This window comes from Nesterenkonia populi (assembly GCF_007994735.1).
In the GTDB taxonomy this organism is placed as follows: domain Bacteria; phylum Actinomycetota; class Actinomycetes; order Actinomycetales; family Micrococcaceae; genus Nesterenkonia; species Nesterenkonia populi.
The window spans coordinates 2086557-2099419 of sequence record NZ_VOIL01000001.1; the positions used below are offsets into that span (position 1 = coordinate 2086557).

12 protein-coding genes are annotated in these 12863 nt (G+C 68.6%); 2 read left to right on the forward strand and 10 right to left on the reverse strand.

All coding sequences use genetic code 11. The features are described 5' to 3' along the window. Positions 1-50: 50 nt before the first annotated feature. Positions 51-2777, reverse strand: coding sequence for a pyruvate dehydrogenase (acetyl-transferring), homodimeric type (gene aceE, locus FWJ47_RS09675; protein ID WP_147107463.1), 2727 nt, complete (start codon positions 2775-2777; stop codon positions 51-53). 258 nt (positions 2778-3035) lie between these two features. On the opposite strand from aceE, the gene FWJ47_RS09680 reads away from it, so the two are divergent. Both FWJ47_RS09680 and FWJ47_RS09685 read left to right on the forward strand, forming a co-directional pair. Beyond that, positions 3036-3410, forward strand: coding sequence for a DUF3052 domain-containing protein (locus tag FWJ47_RS09680; protein WP_147109292.1), 375 nt, complete (start codon positions 3036-3038; stop codon positions 3408-3410). A 2-nt stretch (positions 3411-3412) separates the two neighbouring features. After that, complete coding sequence (locus FWJ47_RS09685) at positions 3413-3880, forward strand: redoxin domain-containing protein (protein ID WP_147107466.1); 468 nt, start codon at positions 3413-3415, stop codon at positions 3878-3880. A gap of 25 nt (positions 3881-3905) precedes the next feature. Here the strand turns inward: FWJ47_RS09685 and FWJ47_RS09690 are convergent, their stop codons facing one another. The 9 genes from FWJ47_RS09690 to FWJ47_RS09730 all read right to left on the reverse strand — a co-directional run bounded on the left by FWJ47_RS09690 (position 3906) and on the right by FWJ47_RS09730 (position 12861). Next, positions 3906-5504, reverse strand: a complete 1599-nt coding sequence (locus FWJ47_RS09690; RefSeq protein ID WP_147107469.1) for a hypothetical protein — start codon at positions 5502-5504, stop codon at positions 3906-3908. After that, entirely contained in the window at positions 5489-6256 is a 768-nt protein-coding gene (locus tag FWJ47_RS09695) for an ABC transporter ATP-binding protein (protein ID WP_147107472.1), read from the reverse strand. Before FWJ47_RS09695 ends, FWJ47_RS09690 begins: the two co-directional genes overlap by 16 nt. Positions 6257-6324: 68 nt before the next feature. Further along, the gene (locus FWJ47_RS09700) at positions 6325-7581 is read right to left on the reverse strand and encodes a beta-ketoacyl-[acyl-carrier-protein] synthase family protein (protein ID WP_147107476.1); all 1257 of its coding nucleotides are present in this window, start codon (positions 7579-7581) and stop codon (positions 6325-6327) included. A 52-nt stretch (positions 7582-7633) separates the two neighbouring features. Further along, entirely contained in the window at positions 7634-7879 is a 246-nt protein-coding gene (locus FWJ47_RS09705) for an acyl carrier protein (RefSeq protein WP_147107479.1), read from the reverse strand. Between the two features lie 38 nt (positions 7880-7917). Next, positions 7918-8979: a beta-ketoacyl-ACP synthase III gene (locus tag FWJ47_RS09710; RefSeq protein WP_246126253.1), complete on the reverse strand. Its 1062-nt coding sequence runs from the start codon at positions 8977-8979 to the stop codon at positions 7918-7920. A 23-nt stretch (positions 8980-9002) separates the two neighbouring features. Beyond that, positions 9003-9938, reverse strand: coding sequence for an ACP S-malonyltransferase (locus FWJ47_RS09715; protein WP_147107483.1), 936 nt, complete (start codon positions 9936-9938; stop codon positions 9003-9005). Between the two features lie 85 nt (positions 9939-10023). Then, complete coding sequence (locus FWJ47_RS09720; RefSeq protein ID WP_147107487.1) at positions 10024-11187, reverse strand: PucR family transcriptional regulator; 1164 nt, start codon at positions 11185-11187, stop codon at positions 10024-10026. A 47-nt stretch (positions 11188-11234) separates the two neighbouring features. After that, positions 11235-11753: a DUF3145 domain-containing protein gene (locus tag FWJ47_RS09725; protein WP_147107491.1), complete on the reverse strand. Its 519-nt coding sequence runs from the start codon at positions 11751-11753 to the stop codon at positions 11235-11237. Positions 11754-11928: 175 nt separating this feature from the next. Next, positions 11929-12861, reverse strand: coding sequence for a tyrosine recombinase XerC (locus FWJ47_RS09730; protein ID WP_147107494.1), 933 nt, complete (start codon positions 12859-12861; stop codon positions 11929-11931). Between the last annotated feature and the right edge of the window lie 2 nt (positions 12862-12863).

The following is a 12863-nucleotide window of genomic DNA, read 5'->3' on the forward strand; positions in this document are numbered from 1 at the left end:
GCGGCTCCTGAGGAGCCGCCCTTACTCTGCACTACGTCGCGGGGACCGGCTCAGGCATCGCCGCCGGCTTCGCCGCTGGTGCCGGCGGTCGGGTCGGAGAGCTGGTACTTCTCCATGGCCTCCTCGGCCTCCTTGCCCTTCCCGAGCATCTGCAGAGTGCGGACAACCATGGAGTGCGCGTCGATCTTGAAGTGCCGGCGCGCGGCGGCGCGCGTGTCGGAGAATCCGAAGCTGTCCGCGCCCAGGGTCGCGAACTCGTTGGGCACGAACTGGCGTATCTGGTCCGGCACCGCGGTGGCGAAGTCGGTGGAGGCGATGATGGGCCCCTCCGCGCCTTCGAGCTGACGGGTGAGGAACGGGACCTTCGCCTCACGGCCGGACTCCAGCATCGCGGCCTCCTGGGCGCTGACGGCCTCGCGCCGCAGCTCGTTCCAGCTGGTCACGCTCCACACATCGGCGGAGACGCCCCAGTCCTCGGCGAGCAGCTCCTGGGCCTCGAGCGCCCACGGGACGGCGACGCCGGAGGCGAGCAGCTGAGCCTTGGGGCCCTGAGCCTCGGATTCCTTGAGCCTGTAGATGCCGCCCTTGAGGCCTTCGACGTCGAGGTTCTCCGGCTCAGCGGGGTGCAGGACCGGTTCGTTGTAGACCGTCATGTAGTACATGACGTTGCGGTCGCCGTCGTGGTCGCCGTACATCTCGTAGAGGCCGTGCTCCATGATGTGGGCGATCTCGTAGCCGTAGGCCGGGTCGAAGTGCTTCACGGCCGGGTTGGTGGCCGCAAGCAGCGGGGAGTGCCCGTCGGCGTGCTGCAGGCCCTCACCGGTGAGCGTGGTGCGGCCCGCGGTGGCCCCGATGATGAACCCGCGGGTCATCTGGTCGGCGGCGGCCCAGAAGGAGTCGCCGGTGCGCTGGAACCCGAACATCGAGTAGAAGATGTAGAGCGGGATCATCGGCTCGCCGTGGGTGGAGTAGCTGGTGCCCGCGGCGGTGAACGCGGCGGTGGCGCCGGCCTCGTTGATGCCCGGATGCAGCAGCTGGCCCTGCGGGGACTCCTTGTAGGCGAGCATCAGCTCACGGTCCACCGAAAGGTAGTTCTGCCCCTTCGGATTGTAGATCTTCGCGGTGGGGAAGAAGGAGTCCATGCCGAAGGTGCGCGCCTCGTCCGGGACGATCGGCACCACCCGCTGGCCAAAGTCCTTCTCCCTCATCAGGTCCTTCAGCAGCCGGACGAACGCCATGGTGGTGGCGGCCTTGTTCTTGCCGGATCCCTTCTTGGCCCCAGCGTAGGCCTTCTTGCCGGGCAGCTCGATGGTCTTGCCCCCGGTTCGGCGCTCCGGCACCACTCCGCCGAGCTCCTTGCGGCGCTCACGCATGTAGACGACCTCGTCGGCATCCTCCCCGGGATGGTAGTAGGGGACGTTGTACGGGTCAGCGTCGATCTCCTCATCGCTGACGGGGATGCGCAGGGTGTCGCGGAAGCGCTTGAGGTCATCCACGGTCAGCTTCTTCATCTGGTGGGTCGCGTTGCGGCCCTCGAAGCTGGGGCCCAGGCCGTAGCCCTTGATGGTCTGCGCGAGGATGACCGTCGGCTTGCCCTTGGTCTCCGCCGCTGCCTTGTAGGCCGCATAGACCTTCTGGTAATCGTGACCGCCGCGCTTGAGGTTCCAGATGTCGTCGTCAGACATGCCGGCGACCATCTCCTTGGTCTTCTCCGAGCGGCCGAAGAAGTGCTCACGGACGAACTCGCCCGACTCCGCCTTGTAGGTCTGGTAGTCGCCGTCGAGGGTCTCGTTCATGACACGGACAAGTTCGCCGTCGTCGTCCTTCTCCAGCAGACCGTCCCACTCGCGGCCCCAGAGCACCTTGATCACGTTCCAGCCGGCGCCGCGGAAGAACGCCTCGAGCTCCTGGATGATCTTGCCGTTGCCGCGGACGGGCCCGTCGAGGCGCTGCAGGTTGCAGTTGATCACGAAGTTCAGGTTGTCCAGCTTCTCATTGGCGGCCAGCTGAAGCAGCCCGCGGGACTCCGGCTCGTCCATTTCGCCGTCGCCGAGGAAGGCCCACACGCTCTGCTCAGAGGTGTCCTTGATGCCGCGGTCGTGCAGGTAGCGGTTGAACTGGGCCTGGTAGATCGCGTTCAGGGGGCCGATGCCCATGGAGACGGTGGGGAACTGCCAGAAGTCCGGCATCAGCCTCGGGTGCGGATAGGAGCTGAGCCCGTGCGGGGCCTTGGACACCTCCTGGCGGAAGCCGTCCAGGTGATCCTCGGTCAGGCGGCCCTCCAGGTAGGCGCGGGCGTAGTTTCCCGGGCTGGAGTGGCCTTGGAAGAAGACCTGGTCGCCGCCGCCGGGGTGGTCCTGGCCGCGGAAGAAGTGGTTGAGGCCCACCTCGTAGAGGGTGGAGACGCCGGCGTAGGAGGAGATGTGGCCTCCGACGGCGATGTCCTCCTTCTGGGCACGATGCACCATGACCGCGGCGTTCCAGCGGAGCAGGCGGCGGTAGCGCCGCTCCATCTCCTCATCCCCGGGGAAGTCCGGCTCCTGGTCCTTGGGAATGGTGTTGACGTAGTCAGTGGTGGTGACCATGGGCACCCCGATCGACTTGGCGCCGGCACGCTGCAGCAGGGTGCGGATGATGTATTCGGCGCGCTCAGTGCCGTGAGCTTCGACCAGCTGGTCGAAGGACTCCAGCCACTCGCCGGTCTCCTCCGGGTCGATGTCGGGCAGCTGATTGGTCAGGCCGCTGCGGATGTGGGAGTTCTCTTCGCCAGCGCTCACAGTGGTCACCTTTCGTCCTCGGGCCGGCCCACGGGGGTGCGTCAGACCGGTCGCTTGGAGCCCCGCCGGGGTGTGGCGGGTGCAGTTCGGATTCACTCTACCGGGAACAGAGGATGAGCTGAACGTCTTCACATCCCGTCTCAGTGCACCGTGGAAGGGCCTCTCTGGCGTAACGTGGTGCATGTGGCACAGTCACTGAAGCAACCAGGAAAGGAAGCGTCCGCCAAGACTGCGGGCCAGGAATCGCTCCTCGAGGAGCTGCACCTCAGTGCGGATTCGCTGGTGCAGGAGATCGGGGCGGACGACGATGTCGACGACTCTCTCCGCGACGGGCTGGAGGAGCTGCTCGACGAACCCCTCATCGATGAGGACGAGCAGGAGGTGGTCGACGCCGTCCTGCTCTGGTTCCGCGAGGGCGACGATGACCTCACCGACTCGCTGATGGACGCCCTGACGACCTTGGACGAGAACGGTGCGGTGTGGCTGCTGACGCCCCGCAAGGGCCGCGACGGCTACGTGGCCCCGGTGGAGATTCAGGACGCCGCCCCCAATGCAGGCCTTCACGTGACGACCTCCGCTGGGGTCAGCGAGAACTGGGCAGCGTCCCGACTGGTCCACCGGAAATCCTTCTGAGGATGACGAGGCGGGAGCCCGCTGCGGGCTCTGCCGCGCCGGACTTCTCCGCGCGGAATCAGCACAGCGAACCCGTGGAGCTGTCATCCTTGGGCGCCCCGGCGCTGCTGATGTTCTACCCGTTCGCGTTCAGCCGGGTCTGCGGCTCCGAGCTGGCGGAGATCGCCGCCCGCTGGGATGAGGTCCGCGCCACGGGTGCCGCGGTGCTGGCGATCTCCTGCGACGCTGTGCACACGCTGCGCGCTTTCGCGGAGGAGCTCGGCGCTCCGCCCGGCCTGCAGCTGGTCAGCGACTTCTGGCCGCACGGGGCGATCTCCGAATCCTACGGCGCGTTCTCACAGGCGAAGGGAGCGCCGTCGCGCACCAGCTTCCTGCTGGGCAGCGGGCTCACCATCCAGCACATCATTGAGGCAGCGCCGGCCGAGTCCCGCGACCTGGACGAGACCCTCAGGCTGCTCAGGACGCTCTGATCTCCGCCGCCTCCGGCCCAGCACATCACTGGGCGGCGACCTTCTGATAGATGTCGGCGAGCTCGTCGTCGTACACCTTGGCGCCGATGGAGATGCCTGCGATCATCGTCCCGGCCCCCTTCACCACTGCGACGAGCCCCAGCGCCCAGGCCCACACCGCGCTGTCGGCGAGATTCCACACCGCCAGCAGAACAAACTCCGGCAGGAGCAGCACAGCGGTCAGGGCACTGGTGATCGTCATCACCAGCATGGAGCGCCCCATCGAGCCCTGCGGAGTCTGCGTGGGCGAATCGCCGGGCTTCGGGACCGGGTAGAGCATGCGGGCGGAGAACACCGCCGAAAGCCCCAGCATCGTCAGCAGACAGCCCACAGACACGGCCGACAGCACAATGGCCTGCTCCGCAGTGCCGATCAGCGCCACGGGGAGCGCCGCTGCGAGAAGGCTCACCGGGACACCGAAGCAGAGCACCGCCAGCAGACGGCCTGTCCGGTCTGCCCAGCCGCTGACCCCCGAGGTCACGTGCAGTGAGAAGGCAGTGTGGTCATAGGCAATGTCGGCGCTGGCGGAGAACGCCAGCATCCATGCGATGAACGGCCCCAGGGCGTAGAGCATCCAGCTGCTGTCGGTCTGCAGCGACATAAAGACCGCCAGGGCCGCCATCATCGGAATCATCGCAAGGCCCGCGCTGTAGCGCGGATCCTTGATCCAGTACGTCAGCTGACGGGCCGCGACCGCACCGACAGGCGTGGCGGGGAAGCGGCCCAGGAGCCCCACTCGCCCCTGTCGGGCGTCCTTGGCGGTGCGGCCGCTGCCGCGGGGCCGCTCGGTGATGGAGATCAGAGCGGCACGGGTCACCACCAGCGCTGCGCCGCAGGCGGCCGCCACGATGCCCAGACGCCCTGAAAGAGCGCCCCACTCGCCGGAGGCGGCGTCTGCGGGGACCGCGTAGACCGCGCCCAATGGGGTCCACGCCAACCAGACAGAAATGGCCGCGGCCGCCTCCGCCGCCGTCTGGGCGGCCACCAGGACACCCTGCGTGATCGGATACATCCCCACCATGGCGCACAGCCCCAGAACGGAGAGCACATCCCGAGAGCGGCGCCCTGAGAGCCATGCGGCGGTAGCGGAGGCAGTCGCCTGGTGAAGCAGCCCCAGCATCACGACGATCAGGGGCAGGGTCAGCAGTGCGACGCTCACCGCTGCTGCCGAGGAGCGCCAGGCCAGCACGTGGGCCGCCATCCACCCGAGGGTCAGCACCATCCCGATGCTGAGCATGCCGGCGAGCGTCAGCCCGAGCACCAGCACCCTGCGCGGCACCGCGAAGCTCACGAACTGCTTGGGGTCCATCAGCCGGTCCGAGGAGAAGACAGGAACCACCAGCCACAGCAGGGTCACGGCGCTGCCTGCGAGCACAGCCGCGGCAGAAGCCTCCTGTAAGATGCCGGACCCTCCCACGCTGAACATGTAGACGTTGAGGCCGATGACTGCCATGCCGCCGAAGACCAGCAGGAGCACCATTCCCAGCACGCCCCAGACGGAGCTGCCCAGGGCATTCCAGCTCAGCGTCAGCTTGAGGCGCAGGAGCGCGGCGATCTGGGAGCGGACGCTCAGCCCCTCAGCCATTCCAACCCCTCCCCTGCGCCGTCGGAGCCCACCAGCTCGACGAACACGGATTCGAGGTCTCGCTCGCCCGAGACCTCATCCAGGCTGCCGGCGACTCTCAGCTCCCCTTCGGCGATGATCCCCACGTGGCTGCACATCCGTTGCACCAGCTCCATCACATGGGAGGAGAGGATCACGGTGCCGCCGGAAGCCGCAAAGCTGTCCAGCAGTCCGCGGATGGTGCGCGCGGAGACCGGATCGACTGCTTCGAAGGGCTCGTCGAGCACCAGCAGCTCAGGGGCGTGGACCATGGCTGAGGCCAGGGCGATCTTCTTCGTCATTCCTGCTGAGTAGTCCTGCACCTGCTTGCCCGCGGCTTCCTCCAGTCCCAGGACCCGCAGCAGGTCGGCGGTCCGCTCAGCGACGGTGTGCCTGTCCATGCCGCGCAGCAGACCAGCGTAGGTGACCAGCTGCTCGCCGGTGAGCTTCTCAAACAGGACGACGCCGTCAGCGAGCACGCCGATGCGCCGCTTGGCCTCAGTGGGATGCGCCCAAACGTCGATGCCCGCGATCTGCACCGTGCCGGCGTCGGGCCGCAGCAGGCCGGTCGCCATGGAGAGCGCAGTGGTCTTGCCCGCTCCGTTGGGTCCCACAAAGCCGTAGAAGGACCCGCGAGGAACGGTCATGCTGAGGCTGCTCACCGCAGTCTTGGGACCGAAGCGCTTCGTGAGCCCGCTGATCTCAAGGGCCGGAGTGTGCTGCGAACCGTTCATCGCATCCACACTAAATGCTGGAGGAAAGTCCCCGACTCCTCCCTGAGGAGGATCTCACTGCGGTGCAGCTACACCGTCCGGAAGGCCGTGACGGCGTTGTGGCCGCCGAAGCCGAAGCTGGAGCAGATGCCCAGCTGGTCGCCTTCGCCGAGCTCGCGCGGAGCGCCGGTGATGACGTCGAGGGGGATCTCCGGGTCCTGGTTGTCCAGGTTGATGGTCACCGGTGCCCTGCGGTCGGCAAGCGCCTTCACGGTCAGCACGGATTCCACCGCACCGGCGGCGCCGAGCAGGTGGCCGGTCTGCGACTTGGTCGCTGAGACGCAGATGCTCTCAATGTGGTCCCCGAAGGCCGACTTCATAGCCGTGTACTCAGGCACGTCGCCCTTGGGAGTGGAGGTGGCGTGCGCGTTGACGTGAGTGACGTCGGTGGGCGCCGCGCCGGCGGACTCCAGGGCTGCGTGGAGGGCACGCGTAGCGCCGAGGCCCTCCGGGTCAGGTGCTGTGATGTGGTGGGCGTCCGAGGTCACGGATCCGCCGGCCAGCTCAGCGTAGATGGCGGCGCCTCGGGCCTTGGCGTGATCCTCGGTCTCGATGACCAGAGCGCCGGCGCCCTCGCCCATGACGAAGCCGTCGCGGTCGACGTCGTAGGGCCGGGATGCGGCGGCCGGGTCATCGTTGCGGCGGGAGAGCGCCTGCATGTTGCCGAAGGCGGCCAGCGGCAGCGGGTGGATGGACCCTTCGGTGCCGCCTGCCAGAACAATGTCAGCCTCGCCCCGGCGGAGCATATCGATGGCGAGCACCAGAGACTCCACGCCGGAGGCGCAGGCCGAGACGGAGGTGCGGGCGCCGGCGCGGGCGCCGAACTCCAGGCTGATGGCACCGGCTGCACCGTTGGGCATCAGCATCGGCACGGTCATCGGAAGGACCCGGCGCGGACCCTTCTCGCGCAGGGTGTCCCAGGCATCCAGCAGAGTCCACACCCCGCCGATGCCGGTGGCGAAGGAGACGGCGAACCGAAGCGGGTCGATGCCGTTCTCCTCCGGGTCGCCGGAGAGGCCGGCGTCAGCCCATGCCTCCCGGGAGGCGACCATTCCCAGCTGGGTGGAGCGGTCCATCCGCTTGGCCTCCGGCTTGGCGAGCACTTCCTTGGGGTCGATGCTCGCCTCGGCGGCGAAGGTCACGGGCAGCTCGTACTGCTCCACCCAGTCGTACTCCAGCGTGTTCGCCCCGGAGGTGCCAGCCAGCGCGTTCTGCCACAGGGTGGGCACGTCGCCGCCGATGGGTGTGGTGGCGCCGAGTCCGGTGATGACAAGCTTCTTAGACATTGCTGAAGGTTCCTCCGGGGCGTTGCTGGGTGTGTGAGCGAATGCGCGAGGGTCAGCCCTGGGCGTTCGCGATGTAGTTGACGGCGTCGCCGACGGTGGAGAGGTTCTTGACCTCCTCGTCGGGGATCTTCACGTCGAACTTCTCCTCGGCGTTGACCACGATGGTCATCATCGAGATGGAGTCGATGTCGAGGTCCTCGGTGAAGGACTTGTCGAGCTGGACCTCGTCGGTCTCCAGGCCAGTCTCCTCCTCAACGATCTCGGCCAGGCCTGCCAGGATTGCGTCCTTGTCAGCCACGGTGGGCTCCTTTCGGGTTGGGGTTTCGGGTGAGTCTCTTATGGGATGCGGACGACCTGGGCCCCGTAGACCAGACCGGCTCCGAAGCCGATCTGCAGGGCCAGCCCGCCCGAGATCTGTGGGTTCTCTGCCCGCAGCCGGTGCAGGGCCAGGGGCACAGAAGCCGCAGAGGTGTTGCCAGCTTCGACAATATCGCGGCCGATGAGGACGTGCTCGGGAAGCTTGAGCTGCTTGGCAAGTTCGTCGATGATCCGAATGTTCGCCTGGTGCGGGACGAACGCGGTCAGGTCCTCGGGCTGGATGCCGGCGGCGTCCACCGCCCGCTGGGCGACCTTGGCCATCTCCCACACGGCCCAGCGGAAGACGGTCTGTCCCTCCTGGCGCAGGGTGGGCCACAGCCGGGACTCAGCGTCCAGGAGGGCGGCGGCGTCGCCGCTGGCCTGAGCCTCGGCGAGAGTGTCGCGCAGCCGCAGCAGCGAGGAGTCCATGGAGACGGTGTCCCATTTGTCCCCTTCGGAGCCGAGGATGCTGCTGGAGATGCCCGGGGCCTCGGAGGGCCCCACGACGGCCGCGCCCGCTCCGTCTCCGAGGAGGAAGCTGATGGAGCGGTCATGCTTGTCGATGAAGTCGGAGAGTTTCTCCACCCCGACCACCAGCACGTGCTCGGCGAGGCCGGACCGGACCAGCGCGTCGGCCTGGCCGATGCCGTAGCAGTAGCCGGCGCAGGCCGCTGAGATGTCGAAGGCGGGTGCGGCGATGCCCAGCCGCCCGGCGACTGCCGCGGCGGCCGAGGGGGTCTGGAACGGGTGGGTGACGGTCGCGATGATGACCGCGCCGATCTGCTCGGGCGCCAGCCCGGCGTCGTCGATGGCCTCCCGGGCTGCGCCCTCTGCCATGTCCACCACGGAGACCTCGGCAGGTGCCCGGTGCCGGGTGACGATGCCGGTGCGCTTGCGGATCCATTCGTCGGAGGAGTCGATCCACCGGCAGACCTGCTCGTTGTCGACGATGACGTCCGGGCGGTGTGCGCCGAGCCCGAGCAGGGCAGTGCCGGCGACGGGGGCGGGCTGGGTCAGCGCGGGGGGCTGGGAGGCTGTCACGGGGCGGTCTCTGGTCCTTCTTCTCAGGCCGTGTGCTCGGCGATGAAGTCCTGGGCGGCGGTGAGGTCCTCGGGCGAGGTCACAGCGAAGGACGGTACGCCCTTCAGTCCGCGCTTGGCGAGGCCGGCGAGGGTGCCGCCGGGGGCAAGCTCGAGGATCCCGGTGATCCCACGGTCCTTCATGGTCTCCATGCAGAGGTCCCACCGGACCGGCCGGGTGACCTGGTCCACGATGCGGCTGATGACGTCCGCGCCGGCGATGGCCTGCTGGCCGTCACGGTTGGAGAGCAGCGGCAGAGCGGGATCCTCGGCCCGGACCTGCTCAGCGGCCTCGGCAAGCTTGTCCTTGGCGGGGGCCATGTAGCTGGTGTGGAACGCGCCTGCGACCTTCAGCGGCATGACCCGGGCACGGGCGGGCGGGTTCTCCGTCAGCGCGGTGATGGCCTGCTCGGAGCCGGCTGCGACGATCTGGCCTCCCCCGTTCACGTTGGCGGGAGACAGCCCGGCCTGCTCGAGAGCGGCGAGCACCTCGTCCTCCTTGCCGCCCAGCACGGCGGCCATGCCGGTGGGCTCGGCGGCTGATGCCTCTGCCATGGCGCTGCCGCGCACGCTGATCAGCCGGAACGCGTCCTCACGGGTGATGGTGCCCGCAATGGCCGCGGCGGCGATCTCTCCCACGGAGTGCCCGGCGATGAGCACCCGCTCCGGCCTCTCCCCCAGCTGATGGGCGGTGAGGCCGAGAGCCTTCGCGGAGATCAGGGACGCCGCGACGATGAGGGGCTGGGCGACGGCGGTGTCGCGCACGGCGTCCTCGCCGGATTCGGTGCCGTGGACGATGAGGTCAAGGCCGGCGAGCTGCGCGTCAACGCTCAGGTCTTCACGGACGCCGTCCAGCTCAAGCCAGTCGCTGAGCATTCCGGGCTTCTGGGATCCCTGTCCTGGGCATACGATCGCTAGCACGGGTCCACCTTTCCAGTCGGCAGGGGCACGAAGGGTTGTAGGAATCCTACAGAACTGGCGGCTGGCCTCGCGCGGGCGGGCACGTCTAGAGCCGCCCCAGTGCCAGGGCGGTCTGCAGCACGTAGGCGTCGCGCGGCTCCATGGGATCCCATCCGGTGACCTCGGTGACGCGCTTGAGCCGGTACCGGACGGTGTTGGTGTGCACGTAGAGCTCCCGGGCGGTGGCCTCCAGGCTGTGCCCGCCCTCCACATAGGCCTGCACGGTCTCCAGGAGGCTGTGGCCCGCACCCGCCAGCACTCTGTGGATGCGGGTGACCAGAGTGTCCTTCGCGGCGGCGTCGCCGGCCAGGGCGCGTTCGGGCAGCAGGTCCTCGGCAGCGACGGGGCGGGGCGCCTGGGACCAGGCGGGCGCCGCGCTGTAGCCGCTGAATGCTGAGGTTGCTGCTCCGGCGGCCTCAGCGATGGCCCCGTCGTGGTGGGCGTGGACGATGGGCCCCTCGCCGAAGTGGGATTCGATCCGGTCCAGTCCGCCGGCGAGGTCCGCCGTCCCGCCGAGGAGCAGGATGAGCCGCTGCCCCTGCACGCCTACGACGGCGTCGACGGCGAAGCGAATGCACTGGCGGCGCAGGTTGGAGATGAACACGGTGTCCGCTTCGAGGGGCGCCTCACCGACGACGACGCTGACGCCGGCCGGAGACTGCCAGCCGACGGCGGCCGCGCGGGATGAGATCTGTTCGGCGGGCTCGTCGCGAAGCAGGGCGTCCACCAGGAGGGCCTCCAGGCGGGAATCCCACGCGCCGCGGGATTCGGCCGCGCGGGCGTATACGTCGGCGATCGCGAAGGCGACCTCGCGGGAGTAGCGCAGCACGGCTTCGAGCACCAGGGGCTGATCGGCCGGCGGCATGAGGGCGGGCAGCCGCTGCTCGACGGCGTCGACGATGGTTCGGATCAGCTGCAGGGCCCGCTGCAGGGAGATGCTCCGCATCAGGTCCGTGGGGGCGGGGCCGAGCAGCTCGTTGACCAGGGGCAGGGACCGGGCGTCCTGGTTCTCGAGCCAGCTGACGAGACCGGAGATCCCGCGCTGGGCGATCAGCCGCAGGGAGGCCCGCTCCTCGGTGCTGAGGGTGGCGTACCAGGAGAGCTCCTCTTCGAGGTGCTCTCCGACGGTGGTCGTCAGCCGCGAGAGGCTGCTGCGCAGGGTGCGGAGAGCCTCATCGGAGATGGCGACGGGGGCTGGCAGGGCGGTCACCCCGCCACCTTAGACAAGAAATTGTGGAGGATCTACAAAAGGGCTGCTCAGCCGACGCGGGAGAGCCACTGCACGGGCGCGCCCTGAGCAGCGTGGCGGAAGGTCTCCAGCTCCTCGTCCCAGGCTTCTCCGAGGGCGAGGGAGAGCTCCTGGTACACCAGGGAGGGGTCTCCGGCGCCTGTTTCGTAGGCGTAGCGGATGCGGTCCTCGGAGACCATGATGTTGCCGGCGGTGTCGATCGTGGCGTGGAAGATGCCGAGGTCCGGGGTGTGGGACCAGCGGGAGCCGTCGCATCCGGGCGAGGGCTCTTCGGTGATCTCGAAGCGCAGGTGGGAGAGGCTGCGCAGGGTGGAGGCGAGCTTGGCGCCCATGCCCTGGGCTCCCTGCCAGCTCAGCTCAGCCCGGTGGCTTCCTGGGGCGGCAGGCTGTGAGGTCCAGTCGAAGTCGACACGGGCGTCGACCACTGAGGCCACGGCCCACTCGACGTGTGGGCACAGCGCAGAGGGGGCTGAGTGGATGTGAAGCACACCACGGGCACCCCGCGCTTCTGCTGCGTATGTGTTCATGTCATCCTCCACGTTGCTGTTGGTGCGTCTTCCCCTACGACCAGACAGCGTTTCCTGTGAAGGATTCGAGGCAATCGTAACAGCTGTCAGGACCTCCGGCAGCGGCTCTGTGAGGCCCGAGGGGCGCTGCGGCCCAGGGCCGCGTTCTCTGGCCTGCGGCCGGAGCCAGATCGGCTTAGGCGCGGGGGTGGGCTTGGGCGTAGGCCTGGGTGAGCTTGTCCATGGAGACGTGCGTGTAGATCTGGGTGGTCTGCAGGGAGGAGTGTCCGAGGAGCTCTTGGACGGCTCGGAGGTCGGCGCCGCCGTCGAGCAGGTGGGTGGCGGCGCTGTGCCGCATGGCATGGGGGCCGCGGGCTCCGGTGGTGCCGAGGTTCTCGAGCGCCTGGTCGACGAGTCTGCGGACCACACGGACGTCGATCCGTCCGCCGCGGGCTCCGAGGAAGAGGGCCGCGCCGGAGGCGGGGGCGACGAGCTGGTCCCGGGCATGGAGCCATCGGTCCAGTGCTTGGGCGGCGGGCTTGCCGTAGGGCACGGTGCGCTCCTTGCTGCCTTTGCCGATGACGCGGAGGGTGCGGCGGGACTGGTTGAGGTCGGTGGTGTTCAGCCCGGCGAGCTCGGAGACGCGGATTCCGGCTGCGTAGAGGGTTTCGACGATGGCTTCGTCGCGTGCGGCGAGCGCGTAGTCGTGGGGGTTGTCCTCTTTGAGCTGGGCCCAGGCGGCGCGGTGTGCGGCGAGGTCTTGGGTGAGCTGGTCGATGTCGCGGGCTTGGAGGACTTCGGGGAGGCGGGTTCCGCGGCTTCCGCTCCTGAGCCGTACGGCTGGGTCTTCGGGGAGGTGTCCTCGGCGGTGGGCCCAGGCGGTGAAGGCCCGGACGGAGGCGATCTTGCGGTTGAGTGTGGAGCGGGCAAGGCCGGCTTCGTGGAGGGCGGCGAGCCAGGTGCGCAGCGCGCTGAGGGTGATGGCGCGGAGGGGGCCGGTGTGCTGGGCGAGCTGCACGAGGTCTGAGGTGTAGCCGCGCAGGGTGTGCGCGGAGAGGCCGCGTTCGTGCTGGAGGTGGGCGGCGAACGCTTCGATGAGCGGGTCGGGCTGGGGGTGCTCCTGCGCCATGG

Coding starts and splice junctions, on each gene's coding strand:
- FWJ47_RS09685 (WP_147107466.1), top strand. CDS start 3,413: ATGACGAGGCGGGAGCCCGCTGCGGGCTCTGCCGCGCCGGACTTCTCC.
- FWJ47_RS09690 (WP_147107469.1), bottom strand. CDS start 5,504: ATGGCTGAGGGGCTGAGCGTCCGCTCCCAGATCGCCGCGCTCCTGCGC.
- FWJ47_RS09695 (WP_147107472.1), bottom strand. CDS start 6,256: ATGAACGGTTCGCAGCACACTCCGGCCCTTGAGATCAGCGGGCTCACG.
- FWJ47_RS09700 (WP_147107476.1), bottom strand. CDS start 7,581: ATGTCTAAGAAGCTTGTCATCACCGGACTCGGCGCCACCACACCCATC.
- FWJ47_RS09725 (WP_147107491.1), bottom strand. CDS start 11,753: ATGAACACATACGCAGCAGAAGCGCGGGGTGCCCGTGGTGTGCTTCAC.
- FWJ47_RS09730 (WP_147107494.1), bottom strand. CDS start 12,861: ATGGCGCAGGAGCACCCCCAGCCCGACCCGCTCATCGAAGCGTTCGCC.